20 protein-coding genes are annotated in these 21,401 nt (G+C 65.3%); 1 reads left to right on the top strand and 19 read right to left on the bottom strand.

The window, feature by feature from the left end; translation table 11 throughout:
- The first annotated feature begins 57 nt into the window (after positions 1–57).
- Positions 58–1,350, top strand: a complete 1,293-nt coding sequence (locus OBACDRAFT_RS03020) for an aminotransferase-like domain-containing protein (RefSeq protein WP_052360957.1) — start codon at positions 58–60, stop codon at positions 1,348–1,350.
- A gap of 366 nt (positions 1,351–1,716) precedes the next feature.
- Here the strand turns inward: OBACDRAFT_RS03020 and OBACDRAFT_RS30490 are convergent, their stop codons facing one another.
- The 19 genes from OBACDRAFT_RS30490 to OBACDRAFT_RS02925 all read right to left on the bottom strand — a co-directional run bounded on the left by OBACDRAFT_RS30490 (position 1,717) and on the right by OBACDRAFT_RS02925 (position 21,400).
- Complete coding sequence (locus OBACDRAFT_RS30490) at positions 1,717–2,025, bottom strand: transposase (protein ID WP_043582634.1); 309 nt, start codon at positions 2,023–2,025, stop codon at positions 1,717–1,719.
- A gap of 37 nt (positions 2,026–2,062) precedes the next feature.
- On the bottom strand, positions 2,063–5,353 hold the full coding sequence (locus OBACDRAFT_RS30485) for a phage tail protein (RefSeq protein WP_043582631.1): 3,291 nt from the start codon (positions 5,351–5,353) through the stop codon (positions 2,063–2,065).
- Positions 5,350–5,952: a hypothetical protein gene (locus OBACDRAFT_RS03005; RefSeq protein WP_052360956.1), complete on the bottom strand. Its 603-nt coding sequence runs from the start codon at positions 5,950–5,952 to the stop codon at positions 5,350–5,352. The genes OBACDRAFT_RS30485 and OBACDRAFT_RS03005 overlap by 4 nt, the downstream gene beginning before the upstream one ends.
- Positions 5,952–7,781 (bottom strand): phage BR0599 family protein, encoded by a 1,830-nt coding sequence (locus OBACDRAFT_RS03000; protein WP_043582629.1) that lies wholly within the window; start codon positions 7,779–7,781, stop codon positions 5,952–5,954. The genes OBACDRAFT_RS03005 and OBACDRAFT_RS03000 overlap by 1 nt, the downstream gene beginning before the upstream one ends.
- Complete coding sequence (locus tag OBACDRAFT_RS02995) at positions 7,778–10,786, bottom strand: tape measure protein (RefSeq protein ID WP_043582627.1); 3,009 nt, start codon at positions 10,784–10,786, stop codon at positions 7,778–7,780. Before OBACDRAFT_RS02995 ends, OBACDRAFT_RS03000 begins: the two co-directional genes overlap by 4 nt.
- Before the next feature lie 207 nt (positions 10,787–10,993).
- A complete protein-coding gene (locus OBACDRAFT_RS02990; RefSeq protein ID WP_043582626.1) occupies positions 10,994–11,518 on the bottom strand; it encodes a hypothetical protein in 525 nt (174 codons plus the stop codon).
- Between the two features lie 48 nt (positions 11,519–11,566).
- Positions 11,567–12,154 (bottom strand): hypothetical protein, encoded by a 588-nt coding sequence (locus tag OBACDRAFT_RS02985; protein ID WP_043582625.1) that lies wholly within the window; start codon positions 12,152–12,154, stop codon positions 11,567–11,569.
- Between the two features lie 108 nt (positions 12,155–12,262).
- On the bottom strand, positions 12,263–12,985 hold the full coding sequence (locus OBACDRAFT_RS02980) for a hypothetical protein (protein ID WP_043582624.1): 723 nt from the start codon (positions 12,983–12,985) through the stop codon (positions 12,263–12,265).
- A 63-nt stretch (positions 12,986–13,048) separates the two neighbouring features.
- Positions 13,049–13,939, bottom strand: coding sequence for a hypothetical protein (locus tag OBACDRAFT_RS24890; protein WP_157836891.1), 891 nt, complete (start codon positions 13,937–13,939; stop codon positions 13,049–13,051).
- Positions 13,940–13,942: 3 nt separating this feature from the next.
- Positions 13,943–14,506 (bottom strand): hypothetical protein, encoded by a 564-nt coding sequence (locus OBACDRAFT_RS02970; protein WP_043582623.1) that lies wholly within the window; start codon positions 14,504–14,506, stop codon positions 13,943–13,945.
- 150 nt (positions 14,507–14,656) lie between these two features.
- A complete protein-coding gene (locus OBACDRAFT_RS02965; RefSeq protein ID WP_043582622.1) occupies positions 14,657–15,466 on the bottom strand; it encodes a hypothetical protein in 810 nt (269 codons plus the stop codon).
- Positions 15,467–15,513: 47 nt separating this feature from the next.
- Positions 15,514–16,011: a hypothetical protein gene (locus OBACDRAFT_RS27830; RefSeq protein ID WP_043582621.1), complete on the bottom strand. Its 498-nt coding sequence runs from the start codon at positions 16,009–16,011 to the stop codon at positions 15,514–15,516.
- A 57-nt stretch (positions 16,012–16,068) separates the two neighbouring features.
- The gene (locus tag OBACDRAFT_RS02955) at positions 16,069–16,515 is read right to left on the bottom strand and encodes a phage protein Gp36 family protein (RefSeq protein ID WP_112787755.1); all 447 of its coding nucleotides are present in this window, start codon (positions 16,513–16,515) and stop codon (positions 16,069–16,071) included.
- Between the two features lie 10 nt (positions 16,516–16,525).
- Positions 16,526–17,452, bottom strand: coding sequence for a major capsid protein (locus OBACDRAFT_RS02950; protein ID WP_043582619.1), 927 nt, complete (start codon positions 17,450–17,452; stop codon positions 16,526–16,528).
- Positions 17,453–17,496: 44 nt separating this feature from the next.
- Positions 17,497–17,880, bottom strand: a complete 384-nt coding sequence (locus OBACDRAFT_RS02945) for a hypothetical protein (protein WP_052360953.1) — start codon at positions 17,878–17,880, stop codon at positions 17,497–17,499.
- 56 nt (positions 17,881–17,936) lie between these two features.
- On the bottom strand, positions 17,937–18,350 hold the full coding sequence (locus tag OBACDRAFT_RS02940; RefSeq protein ID WP_043582618.1) for a hypothetical protein: 414 nt from the start codon (positions 18,348–18,350) through the stop codon (positions 17,937–17,939).
- A 46-nt stretch (positions 18,351–18,396) separates the two neighbouring features.
- The gene (locus OBACDRAFT_RS02935; RefSeq protein ID WP_043582617.1) at positions 18,397–18,999 is read right to left on the bottom strand and encodes a hypothetical protein; all 603 of its coding nucleotides are present in this window, start codon (positions 18,997–18,999) and stop codon (positions 18,397–18,399) included.
- Positions 18,996–19,838: a hypothetical protein gene (locus tag OBACDRAFT_RS02930; RefSeq protein WP_043582616.1), complete on the bottom strand. Its 843-nt coding sequence runs from the start codon at positions 19,836–19,838 to the stop codon at positions 18,996–18,998. Before OBACDRAFT_RS02930 ends, OBACDRAFT_RS02935 begins: the two co-directional genes overlap by 4 nt.
- The gene (locus OBACDRAFT_RS02925; RefSeq protein ID WP_112787756.1) at positions 19,835–21,400 is read right to left on the bottom strand and encodes a phage portal protein family protein; all 1,566 of its coding nucleotides are present in this window, start codon (positions 21,398–21,400) and stop codon (positions 19,835–19,837) included. The genes OBACDRAFT_RS02930 and OBACDRAFT_RS02925 overlap by 4 nt, the downstream gene beginning before the upstream one ends.
- Between the last annotated feature and the right edge of the window lies 1 nt (position 21,401).

The following is a 21,401-nucleotide window of genomic DNA, read 5'->3' as shown; positions in this document are numbered from 1 at the left end:
CGTGCGCGGTATTTAAAAAATCCCCCTGCAATTTCCTCCTCTTCCGACACACACTTCATGCCACCCACGTCCCCCGTCCTTTCCGCCGCCGGCCAGCGTGCGCAGTCGCCGCAGATCACCCGCCTCATGACGATGGCGCTCCAGACGCCCGGACTCCTTTCGCTCGCCGCCGGTTTCACCGACAACCGCACCCTGCCGCTCGCTGAAGTGTGCGACGCCATAAAAACCCTCGCCCGCGAAAACGCCGCCGATCCCGAGTTCCTTCAATACGGCACCAACCAAGGCCGCCCCACCCTCCGCCGTCACCTCGCCGCCCGCCTCCTTGCCAGAGATTCGGTTCCCGCCACTTCCGCCGTCGATGCCGCAGCCGCGAGCATCTTCATCACCAACGGCTCGCAGCAGGCTCTTTACCTTGCGATGCAGGCCCTTTGTGAACCGGGCGACATCGTGCTTGTGGATCGCCCCAGCTATTTCGTTTTCCTCGAACTATTGGCCGGCATGGGCGTGCGCGCCCTCTCCATTCCCGTTGACGACACCACCGGCCTCGTCGATGGCGACGTCCTTCGCGCCACACTGCGCGGCCTTCATGCGAACGGTGAACGCGCCCGCCTCAAAGCCGTCTATTTCGTTTCGTATTTTTCCAACCCTTCCGGACGCAGCCTTACGCTTGTCGAAAAACAAACCCTCGCCGCCGCCCTCGTTGCGGAAGATTGCGTGGTGCCCGTGATTGAGGACGCCGCCTACCGCGACCTCTGGTTCGACCAGCCTCCGCTCGTTTCCGGCATCCTCGCGCTCCCGGACTGGACGCCCTTTCCGCGTCTCTATCTCGAAACTCTCACGAAGACTTTTTCCACCGGCCTCAAAACCGGTTGGGGCCTATGCACCGACGAACGCTGGCTCCACGCCATGCTGCACACGAAAGGCCATCAAGATTTCGGCACAGCCAACTTCAACCAAGCCATCTGCGAACACGCCCTTGCCAGTGGTGCCTTTGAAAACCACCTCGCCGTCCTTCGCCCTTCTTACGCGGCCAAAATGCACCTTCTTCACGACACCCTTGTCGCGGGCGGGCTCGCCGACCACGGCTGGCGTTGGACCGCGCCCGCTGGTGGCCTCTATCTCTGGCTCACCGCGCCTGACGCGTTGGATACCGGCATGGATTCCGAATTTTGCCGCGCCTGTCTGCGCGAAGCCGTCCTCTACGTACCCGGCGACCTGTGTTACGGCGACGCCGCCCCGCACAACCACATCCGCCTCAGCTACGGCGTCCTCTCCGGCGACGCCCTCGTCGAAGCTGGCAGGCGTTTTGTCCGGGCGGCTCGAAATGTCACTGGTATCGCCAAGCCCTGAAACCAAATCCTAAAACCCGCAACAGATCACAGAGGGCACGGAGCTCGGACACAGAGGACACGGAGGTCTGTCCGGCTGAATGTGACGTTTATCAGTGAATCTTGGAGTTTTCAATTGGCCGGAGATCGAGGGAACGGAGCGACCGACATCCCCGGAACCGGTTCCAAGGAGGGCGGGTCTCCCGACCTATAAGCGCTAACATGTTAAGATTTGATGAGGATACGGTGGGGGATGCGCTTGCGAGGAGGGTAGCCGAGGGAACCGCGTAGGCGATGGCCGCAGAGAAGGAAGAGGCTTAGGGAGAGAGGGATGGCCAGACAAGAGAGGAGACAATCGCGAGCGAAGACAAACTCAGTCCATCTGGAGTTAGTCAGGGAGGATGAATCCCCAGGGGGAAAAAACCTCTGATTGGAGGAGGGATTTTTCGATGAGCAAGCAGGTGAGTAATTTGGCTTGGAGCCATGAGCGGGAGCTGAGGGGGTCTTTTTTTGGGACGTGGCCAGTGTTCAGGAGTGATTTGAGGCGTTTGAAAGCCAGTTCGATCTGCCAGCGCAGGCGGTAGAGTTGGAGGATGCCGCGGGAGTCCAGTAAGAGCCGGGGAAAGTCCTGAAAAGGGTCGGGAGAGGTGAAATGAAAAGGGTCGGGTGGCGAGGTTTGCGGACTGTCCGCGGGCACCGCGCGTGGGGGGCGCAGGGGGCTCGTTAAATGCCTCTTAAGACATTCTGATGCTGTAAACATTGCCGGTATAAACGTGTTTGATGCCAGACGCTGAGTAGAGCGTGGCCTCGATCTTGGCCTTGGTGTTCAGTGCGCCGGTCATGCTGTGGTTCCAGCCAACGGTCACAGCAACCTGGTCGCCGTCTGCGGCGGTGAAGGTACGGTCAATCCGCGTGGTCGTCACCATGCCGTCAACACCGATGGATTTCACGACGAGCCGGCAGCCGGCAAGAGTCGAGCCTTGCGGGACTCTGATGGTGAGGAGGCGGGTGCGTATGGGGGGATAGATGTTGGACTGGGTGTAAGTGATGTTGTCTTGCTGGAGGTCCGGCGGCGAGGGGACAAAGTAGGGGATGGGGGCGGCGGGTTGGGTGTTGGGGTCGGGAATGAACCACGTCATGTCGAGGAGCGAGGGGGTGTCCTCGGTGTTTCCGAAGGCGGAATTGCGGATGCCGGTGATGCTGTTGCCTTGGTCAGCAAAGAGGATGGCGTGGAGGCCGTTCGAGGCGTGGACCAGCAGGGGGGCAACGGTGTCGTCACTGATGCCGGTGAGGTATTCGGCGCGGCAAGTCCCCCAGATGCCGGCTTTGGTGATGGGGCTGAGGAGGGCGACGGTGTTGTAGGACATGTTGCCGTCGATGGTGATGTCGGACCGCTGCGTCGGCCACGCGGATTGGGGGATGCCTGCCTGCGTGAGGTTGATCGTGAGGAGGTTGTTGTCGGTGCCTGTGGCGCCAATCGCCACGAGTTGGAGATGGATGCGGCACCAGCCTGAGCGGGAGTCCCAGCGGCCCATGCGTGTCGAGTAGCTGACGTTTTCGGTGGTGGTGATGGACGGGGTGAAATTTCCCCATGAATAGACGGGCTGCGGCTCGCCGGCGGTGATGGTGGAGGTGCGTTCGGCGAAGACTTGGTCGTCGTCGTTGGTGACGCGGATTTCGACGACGTAGTCGCCGAGTGTGGGGCAGGTGGGCAGGAGGTTGACGGGGAAGGTGGCGCGTTGATCGGCGCGGGGCGTGGCAACGAGGAGGAGTTGTTCGGGGCCGTCCGTGCCGTCCGCGTTGAGGAGGATGAGGGCGGTGATGACGGTTTTGATGTCCTCGGATGGCGCGGTGATGGTGGCGGAGATGTTGAACGGCCGGCCGGTTTCCACGGTGTTTGAGTAGGTGTGGAACTCGATTTCGGGAGGCGTGGCGGCGGGCGGCGACGGGGGCGGGGGAAGAAAGTGATAGTGGATCGGATCGGCGTCCTCGGCGTTGAGCGTGGCGGCGGGGGTGTAGGGCAACAGTTTGAACCAGCGTTCAGAGTTGGGGAGCCAATCAGCGTGCGACCATGCGGTGATGTCCTCGGCGAAGACGAGCCAGGCGTCGGCATTGACGGCCGCTGCAGCGGCGGTGGTCTTGAGGCGGCCGCGCAGGACGGCGAGAGTGCGGCGCAGGCCGTTTTGCGGGTTAAGCGTGACCGTGCCGACGCTCATGACCTCGGTGCCGACGATCAGGAGCAGGGTGTTGTTGGCCTGCTGCGCGGCACTCTGCCCGATGTAGGAGTCGAGGTCGAGGTTTTGCGCATCGAGGTCGATGGTGACGGTGACGGCGGCGGCGGTGATGGCGGTGGTGAGTTTCGCGGCGGCGGCCCAGGTGGTTTGCGTGCCTTGGATGTCGTAGGTCGCGCCGGACGGGGACTCCTGTAATTGGAATCCAATGACACTCTGGCCGGTCACGTCCGGGTTGTCCTTGGCGCGCGAGAGGGGCTTTCTGGCGAGGAAGGCGAGCATGGTGGAGCCTTCGGGCGGGGCGAACTGGCCGGAGAGGGCGGCGGGGAGTTCCCAGATGCGCAGGCGTGTGATCTCGTCGGGGATCTGCTTGCCGAAGTCGGGCCGGATGTCGGGGACGACGGGAGGGAGGGCGGCGAACATGCCGCGCTCGGCCTCAAACTCGATCTGCACGGGGCCGCGCCAGGGATCGGTGCGGCTGGTGACGCGGATGATGCGGTCGATGCCGCGCGCGGTGCTGGTGAGGCGGGCGTTGTCGCCGGCGGCGAGTGGTGAGCCGTCCGCAAAGGTGGCGCGGGGGCGGCGGGCGGTGAAGGAGCCTTTGAGTGTGCCGGCGGCGGCGACGGCGGCGGCGCGGGCGGCGAAGGCTGCTGCCTGCGTGGCGTCGATGATGCCGGGCATGTCGACCGTGACGGGCTCGGAGGAGCGCCGCGCCTCGATGCTGTCGGCGGCGGAGGCGCGGGCGGGCTTTTTGGCGAGGGAGTCTTCGCCGTCGCGCCATGTGACGATGACTTCGTTGACGGTGGACGCGGGGGCGGTGGTCGTGGTGCGGAGGGGTCTGGTGAAGTCGTGGTCGGTGAGCGCGGCGAGGGGGACGGGGATCGCGCCAGTGTGGGGGTAGGCTCCGGGCGTGATAATGCCATTTCGGATACGCGCCCAGCCGTCGATGTAGGAGAGGAGGTTGCGGGCGACGTCGAGGAGGGGGGTGGCGCGATCAAGCGTGGGGGCGTGGCATCCGATGCGCGCGAGGATGTCGGCCGAGAGCGCCTCCCACTCGGCGGCCGTGAAGTGTTTTGTCGGAATGCCAGCGCCCCAGATCGGATGGGTGAACAGCTCAAGGATGCCGGCGACGATCGACTCGCCCTGCTTGTGGAGCTGGCGGGGGAAGTTGCCGATCGGTGGTCGCGGGGTGCGCCGCCCGCGCACGCGGATGTTGGGGACCGAGTTGACGTTTTCGCCGAAATAGAGGCCCTTGCCGATGACGACGACCTGGTTGCGATAGGCGGGATGGGGAACGGGGAGAGTGCCCAGCAAAATGTCGTCAACGGGTTGATCGGGCCGTCCCCAATAGACGTAAACTTTGTTTACGGCCTTGCCCCTGATCTTTGCCGGGACGGGTGTGAAGAGGATGATTTCAGCGCGCCAGTAGGCGGGGTGTCCGGGGTTGTCGGGACGCAGGATTTGACCCTCCCAGGCGATCTCGTTGTTGATCTCAATGCCCTCGATTCGATCGAGGAGCCCGACGCCGGCGATGCCGGCGACGTCACCCCAAAACCAGGTGCCGACCACGGCACTGCCTCCGCCCATGCCCAAGAAGCCGCTGCTGGACTTTTTGTTTTCCTTCGAGCCGTGGTTGGCGACCTCGGAAATGATCCAGGTGAGCGGCCGCCAGTCGGGTCCGATCCACCAGGGGACGGGGACGCCCTGCTCGTTGCTGGAGGTGTCGCTGGCGGACATGCCGGCGACTTTCGGGGCCGCGCTGGCGGCGGCGGTCTGTCCTCCGGCCATGCTCATGTGGCGGCCTCCTCTTCGCGAACATCCAACATCGAACGTCCAACATCCAACATCGAAGTCGATGCCCCCACGGGGGCAGTCTGCTCCACATCCTGACCACGCACCTCCATGATACGGGCGACGTAGAGGATGCGCTCTTGGAGACGCCAGTCGTCCTGGTCGGTGAAGGTGACGCCTGCGCCCTCGATGGCGTGGGCCACCTGTGCGTGGTGGATCGCCACGGCGAGGTGGTGGTCGAGCAACCCGGTGCGAATGGCGAAGAGATCGCCGGGCAGGATGTGGCCGCGAGGGGGCACGAGGATCAGCGTCTTTTCGCCGAACCCAGGCTCAGGTCCGGCGGTGGCGGCGAGGAGCCAGCGGAGGAGCTGGCTGTGCGGGTTGTGGCGGGCGTGGTCGAGCGTGTAGTCGGGCAGGGTTTGCCGGGGGATGACGCCGGTCTCGACGAGGACTTCGTGCACGTAGTTGACGCAGTCCACGCCGCCAGTCTTCCCGCGTGAGGCGGCGTGTGGAAAGAAGGGTGTGCCTTCCCAGGAGCGGGCGATGCGGTCGACGGCGTCACGGCGGGCGTCGGGCAGGAACCAGGGGCGGATTGGATTCATTATTTTTTGCCTCCGGAGGTATTTGTCTGGCGTTGGGGGATGGAGAGGTTGGCCGGCCCCATGTGAGGATGGCCGCCGAAGTTCACGAAATTTTGCCGGGCCTGGCAGGCGGAGATACTGCCGTCGCAGTCGGGACGGAAGGTGACGGCGAGGCCGGCGGGGGCGTTGCGTAGTGGAGCCTTCAATACAAATTTCATCTTGCCGTCCGGCAGGTGGGTGTTGCGCACGATCTGGCGGATTTCCCAGCCTTCGCCCGCGCCGGCGATGAGCACGCCGCGCGCGTAAAAGTCGCCGGAGAGCGGGCGTCCGTTCGGATTGCCCGTGATCTGGGCGGTGAGTTCGCTACCCACCTGGCCGACGATCAGGCCGGAGAGTGTCCATGTGGCGATGTCGAGCGTGCAGCCGGCCCGGCAAAAACGGTGGTTGCAGGACGGAGAGAAGACAAAACCGGGGACTTTTACCCTGAGCAGGCCGCCGAGCACGAGAGTTTCGGCGGTGAGTTTGCCGCCGTCCTCCGAGACTTCTGTGAGGCTGCCTGAATACACGAGCGCGGCACCTTCGGCATTGGCCGGGTTGCAGCGGTAGATTTCGATTGTGACCGGCACGTCGATGCCGTTGGCCGAGACGAGGGCGAGCGGGTTGCCGGGGACATTGGCCGACATGATGATGCGGGTCGCCTTGTCTCCGAGGTCGCTGGTCTGGGTGATGCCGTCGTGCTCGATCAGGCCGGTGGTGTCGCCTTTGTAGCTCACAATCACGCCGTTCTCGGTGCGGGCGAGGTCGTGCTCCCAATCGGTGTAGCGCCACACCACAGGGACGCCGGGGACGTCGGCCTCGAAGCGGTAGAGATACGCCTCGGCGGGCTGCACCGGTGCCTCACCGGCGGGCGTGTTGATCTCCCACGGCACCTGCAGGAGGGAGATTTTCGCGTTGGCGGCTTCGTCGGTGAGCCATGTCAGCGTGAGCGTGTCGTCGGCGAAGCGGGCGCGGGTGGCGTGTGGAACGGCCTCTGTATCCACGTCGGAAGGACGAAAGAGCCAGGGGGCAGTGAACGCTTCGACGCGGCCTTTGCGGGCGAGGAAGAAGGCGAGCAGGGCGCGGATTTGCTCCCGCCCGTCGAGCGTGGCGGTGAATTTCTGCGCGCGCCGGACAACACCCTCCTGTCCGTCGACCGACTTGACGCGGGCGTTGCCGATGGCGGTGAAGTCGAGGATGTCGGAGGTGGAGTCCTCGGGCTTGGTGGACCAGTTGGCGGTGACGGGTTCGGGCCAGTCGAGGGGGGGGGGGGGGGAGCCGGACGGGGTGGCGGGTGCGATGCGAAAGGCCCAGGGGCTTTCCTCCAGGAGAGTGAGCGTGACGCGGGCGTGCATGTCGGTCAGCGTCTTGAAGACGGGCCTCGACTTGAGGCGACCGACGAAGAGGGGCGCGAGGAGGATGCCGGCGGGGAAGGCGGCGGTGTTGAGCCCGGCGGTGACGTGGATTGTGGGCGCGGGACCGCCGGGGAGGGCGAGGGTGTAACTCGCGTTGTAGATGCGCTCGCCGTAGTCGATGGCCGGAAGACGGTCCATCGGCATGGGAATGCCAATGTATCCATCTAGTGGTGACGCGAACCGGGTCTGCCATGCCTGCGCATCGATGGGGTCGAGCGCATAGGTGAGCGTAATTTCATGGCGGATTTCGGCATGGCGGGGGCGGCGGTTCTCCCGCCCGGTGCGGCCCTCCTCGATGTCGTCGGCGATGCGATGCTTGATCTCGATCTTCTGGCTCCAATCGGGCTTGTCGAGGATGAGGGTGAGGTTGTGTCCGAGGTGTTGTGTCTGGTGGATCATGACGGGATACCGATGGTTGCTTTGCCTGTGGAAACGGTGTCGAGGATCATGCGGACCATTGCCTCGCGGCTCTGGAGCCAGGGCATGGCGTCGGCTTTGTCGTTCACGATGCCGGCGGCGATGGTGATGTGGATTTCGCGGGAGTCTTGCGAGGTGGACGCGGCGGATGCACCGGAGGCGGGCGAGACGCCCGCGCCACTTCGGATCAACGGGGCTGGGATGGACTCGACGCCGGCGGCGAGGTCGAGCGCGCCGGCGTTGATCGCATCCATCATGCCGACACCGTAGCGGTCAACGGCAGCGGCGCGTATGACGTATTCACCATCGGATACACGGATGAGGTTGTCGTCACTGGTGCCGGTGCCCGCGCCGCTGATCAGCCCGCCAGAGGCGAAGGCGCCGAGGATTTTTGCGCCGAGGGCGAGGATGCCACCGACGGCGGCGACGGCGAGGACGGGGCCAACCCAGGGGATGGAGGCCATCGCGGCCATTGCGCCTGTGGCGGCAGTGACGATGTTTTTCCCGGCCTCCATGAGCGAGAAACCGGTGCGGGCCGTGGTGCCGGCGGCCTTGGCGCCCGTGGCGGCGACCTCCTCGCCGGCGACGATCCCGGTGCGCGCGGCCGCTCCGGTGGCGGCAGCGGTGGTCATTTTGGTTTCGGTGAGTGCCTTCCACGCGACCATGACCGTGTTTTGCATGATCCAGTCGGCCAGCATCTGCGCGCCCGCGTTGATGAAGGACTGGGCAATGGCGAGGCCGAAGCCGGCCATCGCATCCTTCAGAGATTCACCTTTCAGGATCATGTCGCTGATCGCGCCGCCCAGGCTGCTGCGCATGGAGTCGGCGGCGGTGCTGAAGGTCCGCGCTGTCTGGTCGCCCAGGGTGCCGATCTGCTGGAGTTGGGAGAGCATCCCGCCTTCGATGCCTTCGCCGACGCCGTTGTAGTGGGCAAGGCTGGAGCCTGACTGCATATCGGCCACGTCCTTGCGCTGCTCCACGATCTTCGACCCGGCGGGCCGGGTGGCCGCAGAGGGGTTGTCGATCGCGTGCTGCGCGGCATCGATTTCCGCCTGAATGCGGGCGCGATCCAGCGGGTTGGCTGCGAGGGCCAACTCTTCTTTTTTCAGCCGGATAACCTCGGCGAGGACGGCCTGCTGGCGGGTGAGCAGGCGGGCATATTCCACGGCTTTTTGCGCCGGTGAAATGTCTTCGCGGAGGGCGAGTAACTCGCGTTCGCGGGTGATCTGGTCGAGGATGTTTTGCTGGAGCTGCTGCCCGGCGGCGAGGGTTTCGCGCTGGCTGTCGGCACGCTTTTTTTCGACTTCAGCCAGCGCGGCCTGGATGGGGACAAGGGCGGCCTGGCGGGTTTTTTCTGCGGCGGCGCGGAGTTCCTTTTTCTCGGCTTCGGTGGTGGCCAGTGCGGCGGTGGCGATGTCCTTCTGGTAGGCTGTCTCGGCGGCGGCGGCGCGGGTTTTGAGGAGGGCGGCCTGCCGGTCGAAGTCTTTGGCGAGGGCAGCGGCAGCGAGGTCGTTGTCGGTGAGTTTGACGGTGAGTTCGGCGGCGTTGTCGCGGGCTGTCTTGAGCGCGGCGGCGACAGCGCGGGCGTTGGCGGCGCGGGTGGCTTCGGCCTCGGCCTCAGCGGCGTTTTTCGCGGCGCGCGCTTCGATGGGCGTGGGGTTATCGGCGGCGGCGGCCTTGGCTCGGGCATCATCGATCTCCAGCGCTTTTTTGAGGCGATCCAACTCCGCCGCCTCCTTGGCGTCGGGGGCCTTGGGCACGGTCATTGTGTAGGAGCGACGGCCGCGTGGAGTATCCTCAAAACGCAGGACTTTTTCGGTGGCGGTCTCGATTTCCTGAATACGGGCGAGGACCTCATCGCGGGTTTTGCTAAAGGAGGCTTTGGTGAGACCGTCGAACTCGACCAGCTTGAGGGAGAGTTCGTCGATGGTTTTTTGGAGGGTGGCTTTTTGTTCCTTCAGTTGTGTATCCTCGCCTCCGATACCGAGGAAGGTTATCCCGGCGTTGGTGCGGCGCTGGTTGAGGTTGGCGAGCTGGAGGCGGGCGGCGGCGCGCTGGGAGCGCAGGTCGCCCCGGAGGTTGGGGAGGGTGGCGGTGGTGACGGTCTCGACTCCCTTGCCGAGGGATTCGCCGGCTTCGCGGATGGCGTTGACGGCGGCCTGCGCCTGGGTGGGCAGCAGGCCGATGGCCGTGGCGAGGTTGCGCACTCCCTGCGTCATGGGCTCGAACACGGGCTCGGTGAGTTTGCCTTTCGTGGCCTCCCACGATGCGGAAATCTGGCGCATGAGGCCATCCCAGCCGTGCTGGGATTGGTCCATCGCGCCGGAGAAGCGTCCGAGGGCGGTGGTGGCTTCGGCCCAGGCGGCGGGGCCGGCGATCTTGGCGGCGGCAAGCGAATCGAGGCGCTGCTTGGCCTCGATCGAGATGGCGCCCATGTGCTGGAGCTGCGTGGTTACGTCGGAGACAGAGCCGCCTGTCGTGAGCCCGGCGTGGAGCCGCCCGATGGTCTGGGCGAGTTGTTCGAGGGGGCGGCCGGTGGCGGCGGCGACGTTGCCGACGAGGCGCAGGCCGTCACGCCCGGCCAGGGCGTTGCCGCCGAGGTTTTGCAGGGTGACGGATGCCTGTCGCCAGGCGGCGAGGTCGAAGGGGGTTTCGGCCGCGAGGCGCTGGAGTTCGGCGACGCGCTTTGTGGCCTCTTCCGCGCTGCCGGTCAGGTGTGTGAAGGCCAGCCGCTGCTCTTCGAGCATGGCGTTGAAGCGGACGCCGTCGGCAACGAAGGACGCGGCGGCGGTGCCCAGCGCCTTGAGACCGGCGGCTGCGCCTCCGAGGGCGAGCGTGCCTGCCGCGAGCCCCAGCCCTTCTTTCAGCTTGGAAGAGAAGGCCGACATGCGGGTCTGGAAGCCCTGCATCTCGGACTGGGTCTTGCGGATGGCGGCGGTGTCCGCGGAGACCTTGAGCAGGATGTCGATCTGATTGGAGGTTGCCATGCAGGGCTCGGGACTTTTTAATGGCTGCGTTATGGCAACCGGTCTTATGTATCTCGGATTTCTTGCGGTGTGCGCGGCCGCCATCGTCTGGGCGGCCGTGAAGTATATCCTGTGGCTGAAACACGACCTGGATAACCGCCGCTGATCAGCGGGAGCGCCGCATGGCGGCCGCACGCTGCTCGCGGAGGGCGGTTACCTGGCGGATGATCAGGTCGATGTCCCAGAGGGTGCAGCGGTCGAGGTAGTCGGCGCTGTAGCCGGCTTCGATAAGAAGGGCATAAACGAAACCCCATTGTTCGTCGTCCGCTGAATCAGGCCGGCCGCGACCGCGAGGTTTACGACGCTGGCTTTCGCGCCGGCCCAGGAGTTTTTTAGCTCGTCTCCTCCGTGGATTTCGCACGCGGCCTTGACGAGGTCGAGGGCGTCCACGGGATCGAGCTTGCCGACCTTCTCAGGGGTCAGATCGGTGCTGCCGATGAGGAGGCTGTTGAGCAGGACGCCGGTGTTGAGGATCATCTCCGGGACGGCGGCGATGATCTTTTCTCCGTTCCCGCTGGCGAACATGAGGAGGGCGGAGCCGAAATGGGCGCCAAATTCGTGGAGGAAATCGCGGAAGGGATTCCACGCCATCCGCCGGACGGTGATGATCGTGCCTTCTTCGAGGCCGATGCGGGGGGCGTCTGTGAGCGGGACGTCGATGGATTTTTGTTTGATGGTTCGTGGTATGGACATGATGGGAAAGGAGCTGGGAGCTATGAGCTTGGAGCTGGGAGCCAGTGGTCAGGCGGCGAGGGAGCGGTAAAAGTCGGTTAGGTCGGCGTCGGTGGTGAAGGGGTCGGAGGTGAGTTGTTGGAATCGAACCCATGCGGGGGAGCCGCGAGCGTAGCGGGGGACGTAGCGCAGGCCGGCGGCGCGGAGGATATTTGCCAGGCGTGTCGCCTCCTCGATGATCGTGATGTTGGGCAGCGCCGGGGGGAGCAGGGGGACGGGTTGCGAGATCGCAATGTCCTCGGCCTGCTGCAGGCGGGCGCGATCGAGGAAGGCGGCGATGATGGACTCCGCGAGCCGGGCGTCCACTGCCGCGTTGCGGTAGAGTGCGGCGCGCATGTCCTCGACAGGGAGGGGGGGGGGGGGGAGGGCCGGAGGCGTGGGTTTGGTGACGGCGTCGATTTCCCTGAACGGATTGAGCATTTTGTCCAATTCATCAAAGGGGCCTGGGTCGGCAGAGGCGGGCGGGACGCCCGCGCCACTTTCCGCGACGATTGAGACGGCGGCGGGCTCCGATAGTTGGTCCGCGATGTAAACGCTTCCGATGCCGGCGGCGGCGACGGTGGCGATAATGGCGAGTGTTTTCGTGGTTTCTGACATGGGATTTGAATAATGAAGGATGATGGGTCTCACGCGGAGGCGCGGGGGGCGCGGAGTTCTCGTGATCTGATACTCTCCGCGTCTTCGCGCCTCCGCGTGAGGTGATGGTTACTCGGCGAGTTGCTGACCGCCTCTGAGCGTTTTGAGCCGCTCGGTGAGGGCGGGGGTTTTGACGGGGTGCTTCTGGTTGAGCACAAAAGCCTCCTCCTTGCACAGGCGTGCGGCCTCGGCATCCTTTTTGGTGATCACCAGATTTGCCACCTTGTTATCAAACCAGTTGTTGTAGTGCCGCTGGTAGAGACCCTCGGCCAAACAACGGGTGAAGTAGCCGTCGAGCAAGTCGGGGGCATCGAGGTGCAGCGTGCGTTGACTTACGGCGTCGGCCATACCGGCGGAGTTGCCGCCGGGCAGGGCGGCGATTTCCTCGGCGGTCGCGTAGTGTTTATAGTAGAACACCCTGTCCAGACCGGGGGCGTTGAGTTTGGCCGCCAACGCGAGGTCAGCGGGGTCACGCTTGAAGGGCGAGACGATGACGCCGTCCACCGTGTTGCGGGCGGTCAGCGTGTATTTGATGAGGAACGATCCGCTGGCAGCGGGCAGTTCATCCACGAGGGGGATGAGAGCCGCGACCGATTCGGCGTTGGCGGCATCCCATTGTGCGACGGCCGCCTTGCGGGCGGCCTTTTCGGCGGGCGTGCTGATGGGCATCTTGGTGATGGCATTGCGGGAGGAGGCCAATGCCTTGGCTTGTTCCACCTGCGCCGGAGTGGCGGCGGTGGCAAGGGACGCGCCGAGGGCGAGTCCGCTGATGAGGAGCATGAGTTTTTTCATGTGTGGTTTTCTTTGTATTGGTGTTTTTATTACAAACACCCGCCCGAAGAGGCGGGAATGGGTTCAGGGGTTGGGGAGGACGGTGCGCCATTGGAGATCGGCCAGACGCCAGACACTGCGACCGGAGGAATCCTTTTCGTGATCGGTGGGGGAGAATCGGAGGTATTCCGCGAAGAGGCCGGCGTTGTCGGGGCGAATGATGGCGGTCACGGGCACGGCGATCATGACGCTGGTGGTGGTGTTGCTCCCTCCGCCGATCTGCTGCCAGATGGACTGCGTTGAGGACTGTTTGCGCAACAGCCGAGAGTCTCCCGTCGTGGATGAGGAGGTGAACCAGACGCCGGCCACGGTGCCGATCTGCCCGCTGACAACGGAACGCCCCGGATCGGGGGAGTGGTAGTAGAGGTGCAGGGTGATCACGCCCCCGGATTGCGTCATGATTTTGAACTCGAAATCAGTCCAGGTGTCGCCCGGCGCCGTCTTGATCTGGATCGTGCAGACGAGCCAGCCGACAGGCGCGGCGGCCGGGATGTCGCTTGTGAGGGCGAGCGTGCCTCCTTTGGTAGGCAGGCTGACACTGTAGCCGCCAGTGGGGATGGACGATGGGGCATAGAGGGTGATGTGGTAGCTGGACGCCCCCGATGTGAACCGGATGGCCTGCGGGCGCCCGGTAACCCCCGTATCCACCCCCAACAGGTTATACCAGGCCTGCACGGCTGTATCCGCCTTCGCGCCCTGCGTCGGCGAGGCAAAGTTGGCTGCATTGGCCGTCCATAAGTTGGGCGGCCAGACGACGACGCCGGCGTCGTTGACCATGACGGCCGTGGTGCTGGCGGTGACAGCCTGAGCGGACGCGGAAAAGCTGAGAGCGGAAAAGCTAAGAGCTAAGAGCAGAAAGCTGAGAGCTAAGAGCTTGGAGCTTGGAGATCCCTTGGACTGTAGTGGTTTTCTCATGACTTAGATTTCCTCCTGTGCATGGATCTCGACGGGCGCGCCGGCGGCGATGGCGGCAATGTCGCCTTGCCCTCCTCCGATGGCGGGCACGAAGGTGTTTTCGCCGGGACGCTTGACGTAGAGAACGCGCTCGCCGTGGGGGCCGACGAGCCGGTATTCGCCGCCGGCGGGCGCGACGATGTCGGTGAGCTTTTGGTCGATTTCTTCGCGTGTGTAGGCGGCTCCGGGGCCGGGGTTGCTGCCGCCGGAGCCTGGGTTAGAGGGGCCGGTGCCGCTCCCGGAGTTTTTGACGTGGAAGGTCGGTCCCCCGTTGATCTGGCAATGGAGCGTGGGGCCGGCCGCGGCGATCGCGTCGACCTGCGCAAGGGTCAGCGTCGCGGTGTAGGCGCCGGTGGCCGGGTTGGGCGTCCACGCATCGAGCGTGACGAGTGGCTCGGCCGCGCCGGGCTGGTAGAGGCGCAACTCGGCCGCCGACACGCCGACAACGACGATCGTGCCGGATGACGCGCCGAGCGACGGGACGTAGCCGGGCGGCACGGGCTGCAAGGTTTCGGGTGAGAGGTTCATGAGGGTTGTCACCCGCGAAATCCCAAATTCCAAACGAGCAAATCCCAAAGGGGATGGCGTTGTGGAACTGTGGATAAGCGGGCGGTGTTTTGGTGTTTGTGATTGGGATTTGTGATTTTCCGGTGTTTGGAATTTCCGCGCTGGGCGCGGTCAGTCCCGGTAGATGATTTCGCCGACGTCTTCGCCGATGGAGACGAGGAGCTTCATCTCCGCCACCGCATCGCCCGTGATGTTGAACGGAGAGCTGAGGGAGATGTCGCACTCGAAGTCTTCGTGCCCGATCGCCGTGGACTGGACTTCATCCTGGTCGATGACGTAGATGCGACCAAAGCCGTGCCAGGTTGCTTTTTTCAGCGGTGTCAGGCGCTTCATCTGGAGCGGGCTGGCGTCGTTGATGACGGGGCAACTGACGGTCGGGATGATGGCCACCGCGGGGAGGGTGTCAGGCTTGATAAAGCGGATCATGCCGCGCTTCATGTCGACAATGAAGTCGGCGCCTTCGGTCATGCCGGGGAGGGTGACGGCTGTGATTTCGCGCAACAGCTTCCCCTGGCGGAGGAGGGGATACATGACATTGAGCCGGGCCGGAGCTTGCGCGGAGAAGGGGAGCGCATCGATCTCCTGGTCGGCGATGGCCAGTTGGGAGACGGGATCGAGGTGTGTGCCGAAGAGGGCAAACTTGAGTTTGCGGCTGTCGGCGATCTCGCAGGTTTTGAGGTCATAGCCGGCCTTGATCTGGCCGGAAATGTTGCGGGTCTCGCGGACAATGCCCTCGTCCGCGCTGAGGACGGGGATTTTGGTCACTTCGTTTTTGGTGTCCATCGACAGGAAGTTGCCCATGTCGGTATAGCCTTTGGCAAAGGCTGCGGGGCGCGCATAGACGCCTTCGCAGAAGTAGAATTTGCACATGCCGACGATTTCGGCGGTCAGGCTGTGCAGGTTTTTGATATTCTGTGGCATTTTTATTGTGTGTTGGTTTTTTGGATACGTGTCGGCGGGCGCCGGCGTTAAAGGCGGATGGTGGTGTGGGCGGTGACGTGGTAGGTGACCAGGGCGTCGCCGGGGACGAGCTGGAACGGCTTCACCTTCGGCAGGGCGAACTCGTGGAGGCCGGGGACGCGGTCGCGGACCGGGCCGAGGCCGTTTGGCTTCTGGTGGACGGCGAGCATGATGCGGACGACGGCGGCGAGGGCGGGCCGGTAGGGGATTTTGGCGACTTCGCAGGCGGACTGGTTGCCGAGGACGCTTTCGCACACCTGGGCAACCAGGCGCACGCGCAGGGAGAGCGTGCTGCCGGTGGTGACGACATCCTCGGCATCGGGCATGACGACGGCCACGGCCAGGCCGAGGTTGTTGAGCGATTGTTCGAGATCGGTCTCGATGTCGCCCTTGCGCTCGGTAAGCACGGGCACGGGGAGCGCCGGGTTGGACAGCCACGGGTCCGCCGCGATCAGGGCGGCAAATGCGTCGGCGACGACGGCGAGTTTTTGTTCTGGTTCGATCATGACTGTTTGAGAATTTGGGATTTTCCGTTGTTTAGGATTTGCCCGGCGCAGCCGGGCTTAGGCTCCGTCCTCGTCGCGGCGGGTGTAGCGCGGGCGGCGGGCGGACCAGGCGGGAGAGATGACGGATTGTTTTTCGTCCGCCGGGGAGGCGGGCTGTTCGAGGGCAAAACGGCACGCGGCCGTGTCGCGCAGCAGGGTGTTGGCCTGGTCGTTGGCGGCGATGCGGGGCTCGGTGAGGAGCGTGGTTACGGGCAGGCGGGTGGCCAATTCGTAGCGCACGCGGTTGATGGCGGCTCCCAGCAATTCGTCCGGGATGGTGCCGGCGGGGCCGAGGCGGTTGGCCTTGCAGGCCGCGACGTGCCCGCGCACTTCCCGCACTACCTGCGCGATGACCTCGCCCAGCGGGTCCCCCTGCCCCGGAGCCGTGGCCGCGGTGCGCAGCGCGTTCAGCTCCGGGGAGGAGAGTTTCGACAGTATCGACTGCTCTGTGACAGGAACCCACATGGCGCGGCGGTCAGCTGAGGGCGAGCAGGCGGGCGGCCTCCGTGTAGATGACCTGCATCTGCTCGGACCACTTCACCTGCACGATGTCGGAGGAGGCGCGCTCGTGGCGGACGACGTTGACGGCCTCGACGTTGCCGCGGCGGGTCGTGAACGTCTTGCCGAAGCTCGGATCGTAGATCGTGGGCGTCTCGTTGCCGATGAAGACCAGCACCTTGGCGCCGACGATCTGCTGCGCGTTCTTGGCGTTGCCCCACTTGGCGGTGTCGCGGCTGAGAGTGCCGATCTTGATCTGGAGCGGGATGGCGAGCATCGCGCTGAGCTGGGCGGTGGTGAGGCCGATGTTGGCCGCTCCCGGCTGGCGGGCGATGACTTTGGGGTGGTGGCGGAGCTTGAGCCAGGCGGGGAAGCCCATCGCGAGGCGGTTGGGCATCATGCCGGTCTGGGTGACGATGGCCTCGATCTGCTCATCGAGCTCGATGATCGGGTCTTTGCCGGCGTCGCTCCACACGCCCTTGCCATCGACGGGGGCAAGGCTGTCGATGAGCGCCTGGGCGCGGATTTCGCGGGAGAGCTGGGCGGTCGTGATCAGCGTGGAGACCTTGCCCTCCTCCAGCGCGTGCTCCGCGTTGGGTTCGTCGCCGGCCGCATCGCGCTCGGCGTCGTCGATCGGGATTTCGAGGCCGTGGGGACGGCAGTTGATGACGCCGTCGTCGGCCTCGAACTTGATCGCGTTGGGAGCCTCGCCGAGGGCGCGGAGCGTGTCCACGACTTGGAAGGCGTTCTTGCCTGAGTATTTTTTGAACTGTCCCTGCGAGGTGCCCGTCGGGACGTTGGGGAAGACGAAATCGGCGATGCCGTTTTCGCGCGGCTTTTGGGAAAAACCCGTGGCGTAGGACGTGAGGCGTCCGTTGTAGTTGGCTGCGGAGGTGCGTGACATTTTGATTAAGAATTAAGAATTGAGATTTGGATACAGGATGGCGGTTACGCGGCGGGGATGGTTTGCGGTGCGATGATGACGGCCTCGATGAGGTCGCCGGCCACACCGGCTTGGAGGGCGCGGGCGACGAGGGTGCGGGCGCCGGCGCCGGTATCGGCTTTGACGGTGCCGCCGGCCTCCAGTTGGAGGAAGGTGCCGCGGATGACGGCGCCGGGGGCGGCGCCGAGCTTGACGAGGTAGGTGCCGGAAGCGGCGCCGCCGATGGCGATGTCGGCGGACTGGTCGTCCCAGGGCTCGGCGATCACGCCCAGGGGCGTGTCGGCAGCGGCGGCGGGGAAGGCCCCGTCCGCGTTGACAAAATACCCTTCCTTGCCGGCGTAATCGACGGCGGTGGTCAGGTGCAGGATGGCGTTGGTTTTGACTCTCATGGTGCGTGTGTTGGTGGTTTGGATACGTTGCCCGGCGGCGGGGCCGGGCGTGGTGTTCAGGTGAAAAGTTCGGGTTTGGCGGCGCGGACGGCGTCCCAGGCTTGCTCGAAAGAGGCGTCCGGGTGGGCGGCCTGGTATTCGGCGACGGCGGCGTCGCGTTTCTGGTCGGTTTCGGCGCCGCCCTTCAGGTAGTCGGGGCCTTTGGAGCCCTCGGCGCCGGGCTGGTGCGTGCGCTGGTAGTCCGGATCGGGCGGCGGCGCGGCGGGCGCGGGGGCCGGCGCTGCCTTGAGCGCGGCGACGGCCTCGGCGACCTTGGTGACGACGGCGGCGAGATCGACCGCCCACTGCGGCGCGGCCTCGGGTTTCTTTTCCGGTTCGGGAGCGGGCGCGGGAGGCGGCGCTTCGGGTTTCGCCGGCTCCGGCGCGGGGGCCGGGGGCGGCGTTTCGGTTTTATCAGGTTCATCTGCCATGGTGTTTGGTGGTGTGTTCGGTGTTCCGGTTTCAGCCTTCAGCCTGTCAGCCTTCGGCCTTGGAAAGTTGCTCCGCCCAGGCGTTGACGCGGGCGGAGAGAGTGGCGCGCAGGGGCGCGAACGAGGGGAGCGCCTGCGGATCGGGCTTGTGGGTGACGGAGGTGACGAGCCGATACCAGGGGGAGAGGGCGGCCTTGCGGGGACCGCGCGTCGCGCCTTTGCGCATGAGGTATTGCCGCCCCGCCTTTGTGCGCAGGAAGAACAGGCCCGGCACCTGCCCGCCGCCGGGAGATTTGCCGTAGGCGGCGGCGCGCAGGGGGATGGCCAGGTAGCGCTTGCCGGGGCCGGGGCGCACCGTGCCGCCCGTGATCTTGTGCGCCAGGATGCGGCTCGGGATGCGGATCGTGGCCGTGTCGTCCGTCACCTCGCCCAGCCGGGTGGCATCGGCGATCTGCGCCCAGGTGTGTTGCGAGGGCCAGCCCCGCTTGTTGCCCCTCATTTCCCGCTGCTGGAAGTGATCTTTCAAAAACTCGACCGTGCGCTGGCCGAGCCGCTCCATCAGGTCGGCGCGCGCTTTTTCCGACAAGCCCGCCTTCAGTTTGATGAGCCGGGCAGTGGCCGTGTCGATGATTTGCAGGTCGATTTTCATGGGCGGGGTTTCAGGATGAGGCGTCCGTCGGCGGTGGACCGGACGGCGTTGCCGAAGTGCTCTTGCATGAAGTCGAGCAGCAGGTCTTTCGTCTGCGGGTCGGCGTCATGCCATTCGTGCTCGACCTCCCATTCGTGGCTGGCGGCGGTGGGCGCGATCACGTCGCCGGCGGCGATGACGCCCTCGGCGATCGACTCCTCGCGGTCCACGTTGCGCACGCCCATGCCGGAGCCGTAGTCGAAGGGAGGATACGGGGAGCCGAAGCGGGAGAGGTTTTTCCACACGGGATCGTCCTTGCGGGCGATCGGGCGTCCGGAGCGGGATGGCTTGCCGCCGGCGGCAAGGAAGCGTTCCTGCCAGTCGCCGCGCGGGTTTCGGGAGGCGCGGACGCGGACGAGCTCCTGACAGGGGTATTCGTCCAGAAGGGCGGGCGTCTGCTCGCGCAGCCAGGTGGCGCGGGCGCGGGCTTCGGTGAGCTGGTGGTCGTAGATCAGGCCGAGCCGGCGTCCGCTCGTGATGTCGGTGAGCTGGCCGGAATCTCCCTGGAGGTTGGCGACGTTGCCCCGCTGTCCGCCGATGAGCTTGCGCATGTTGGCGACGAAGGCGGCGCGGCTGTCATTGCCGGTCAGGTCGAGCGCCTTTTGCGCCTCGGCCTTCAGTGTGGCGAGCACCCGCGCATCCTGCACCTTGGCGGAGAAAAACGCGGCCTCGCGGGCGGCACGCGGCAGGGCCGCGATCTGCGCGCTGTCCAGATCGGTCGTGACGAGGCGCTTGCCGGCGAGGCGGGCTTGCTCCGCCGGATCGGGCGAAAAATCGAGGGTGACGGCGGGGCGGCTCATGATGCGGCGGCCTCCTCCGCGGCCTTGGCGAGCGCCTCGGCGGCATTGTCGTTGGCGAGAACCTGGCGGGCGAACGCGGGGAAGTCGTCGAGCCAGGCGCGGATCAGGGCGCTGGCCTCGTCATCGCTGCCGGCGGCGGCGATGGCATCGAGCCGGTCGAGCGCGGGCGCGAAGTCCTCGGCGTTGGCCGCGTCGATCCGCCCGGCGAGCGTCTCGCGAATGGCGTCGAGCAGGGCATCGGGCGCGACAACCGGCGCGGGCGGTTGCGGTTCTGCGGCCGGCGCGGGTTTGCGGGCGTCTTGCGGGCTCATTTTAGCGGGTTCGGGCGCGGGTGCGGGTGTCGGGGCGGTCGGCGGGGTTTCCGGCGCTTGTGGCGCATTTTCTGCGGGGGGGGGAGGGGGGGGAGCTGGAAGCTGGGAGCTTGGGGCTTGGATCGTGTAGCCGGTCTTCTCGCTGATTTGCGCCCAGTCCACGGCGCCGCCGGCCTGCGTGATGTTGAGCACGTCGGCCAGGATCGCCTTGGTGTCCTCCCTCGTCTCGGCGGCCAGCTCGAAATAGGCAAGGACAGGCTCGCTGGGGTGGGCGCGGGCAAGCAGGGGCTTGTCGAATTGTTTTTGAAAACACTCGCTGATCTCGGCCGCCTCGGCCTCGGCCAGCGTGTCAAACGTGTCCTGGTGCGCGCCGCCGGCGAGGGTGCCGGAGCCGGACTCGGTGAGCATGGTCAGCTTGCCCGACGTGCCGGCGAGCACGATCTGCGCGTCCTGATAGTCGAGATGCTCTTTGAAGGTCATGCCACCTGCACCGGCGGCCTCCAACGTCGTCACGCTGGCACCGTTGGGCAGCACGCCGCGCGTGTCCGCAATCACGGCCTTCGCCATCGCAATGTATTTATCCACCTCCTCGGAGGGGATGTTGGGAGGCATGACAACGAAGACGGAGGGGATGCCAAAAATCTCCACAAAACCGTCCCAGTTTTTCTGCGAAAGCAGCTTTCGGATGTAAGCGATGAGGGCCACTTCGTTGATCGGGTCTTCGACTTCGCGGATGATGAAGTGGGCCGGGTCGATAGGCCGGCCCCGGTTCACCATGTTGCTCGACACGTTGTATTCCCAAGGAGCGGAGTCGTGGGCGCGCACCCAGAACCACTGGGGCACGGGTTCGAGGTGGATGACGGGGTTGGCGGGATTGTCTCCCCGGTAAACTTTCTCCAAGTGGGCGAAGCCACGAAACTCCGCCAGTGAGAGAAAGCGGATGGCGGCCGTCAGGTTATCGATCGCATCGTAGGCGGCCGTGAGCGTCGCGGCCTGGGCGCGGGCGGCGGGCGAGTCTTCGCTGGTCTTGATGTTCCAATCGAGCTTGCCGATGGCGGCGAGCCGCAGGCGCTTGAGCCCGCGCAGCGTGGCATCGCGGCGTTCGACGGCGCGGTAGAGCCATTGCAGATCGGCAAACATGCCGCGCATCCCCTCCTCCAGATGATTGACGCCGCGCGCGATCGTGAGCCCGCGCAGCGGGTTGAACTGGGCGCGCCAGGCGTTGAAGATTTCGAGGGCGTGACGGTTCATT

It is taken from the genome of Geminisphaera colitermitum TAV2, from assembly GCF_000171235.2.
Classification (GTDB): Bacteria; Verrucomicrobiota; Verrucomicrobiia; order Opitutales; family Opitutaceae; genus Geminisphaera; species Geminisphaera colitermitum.
The sequence above is the reverse complement of the archived record's forward strand: the minus strand, read 5'-3'. Positions and strand labels throughout refer to the sequence as shown.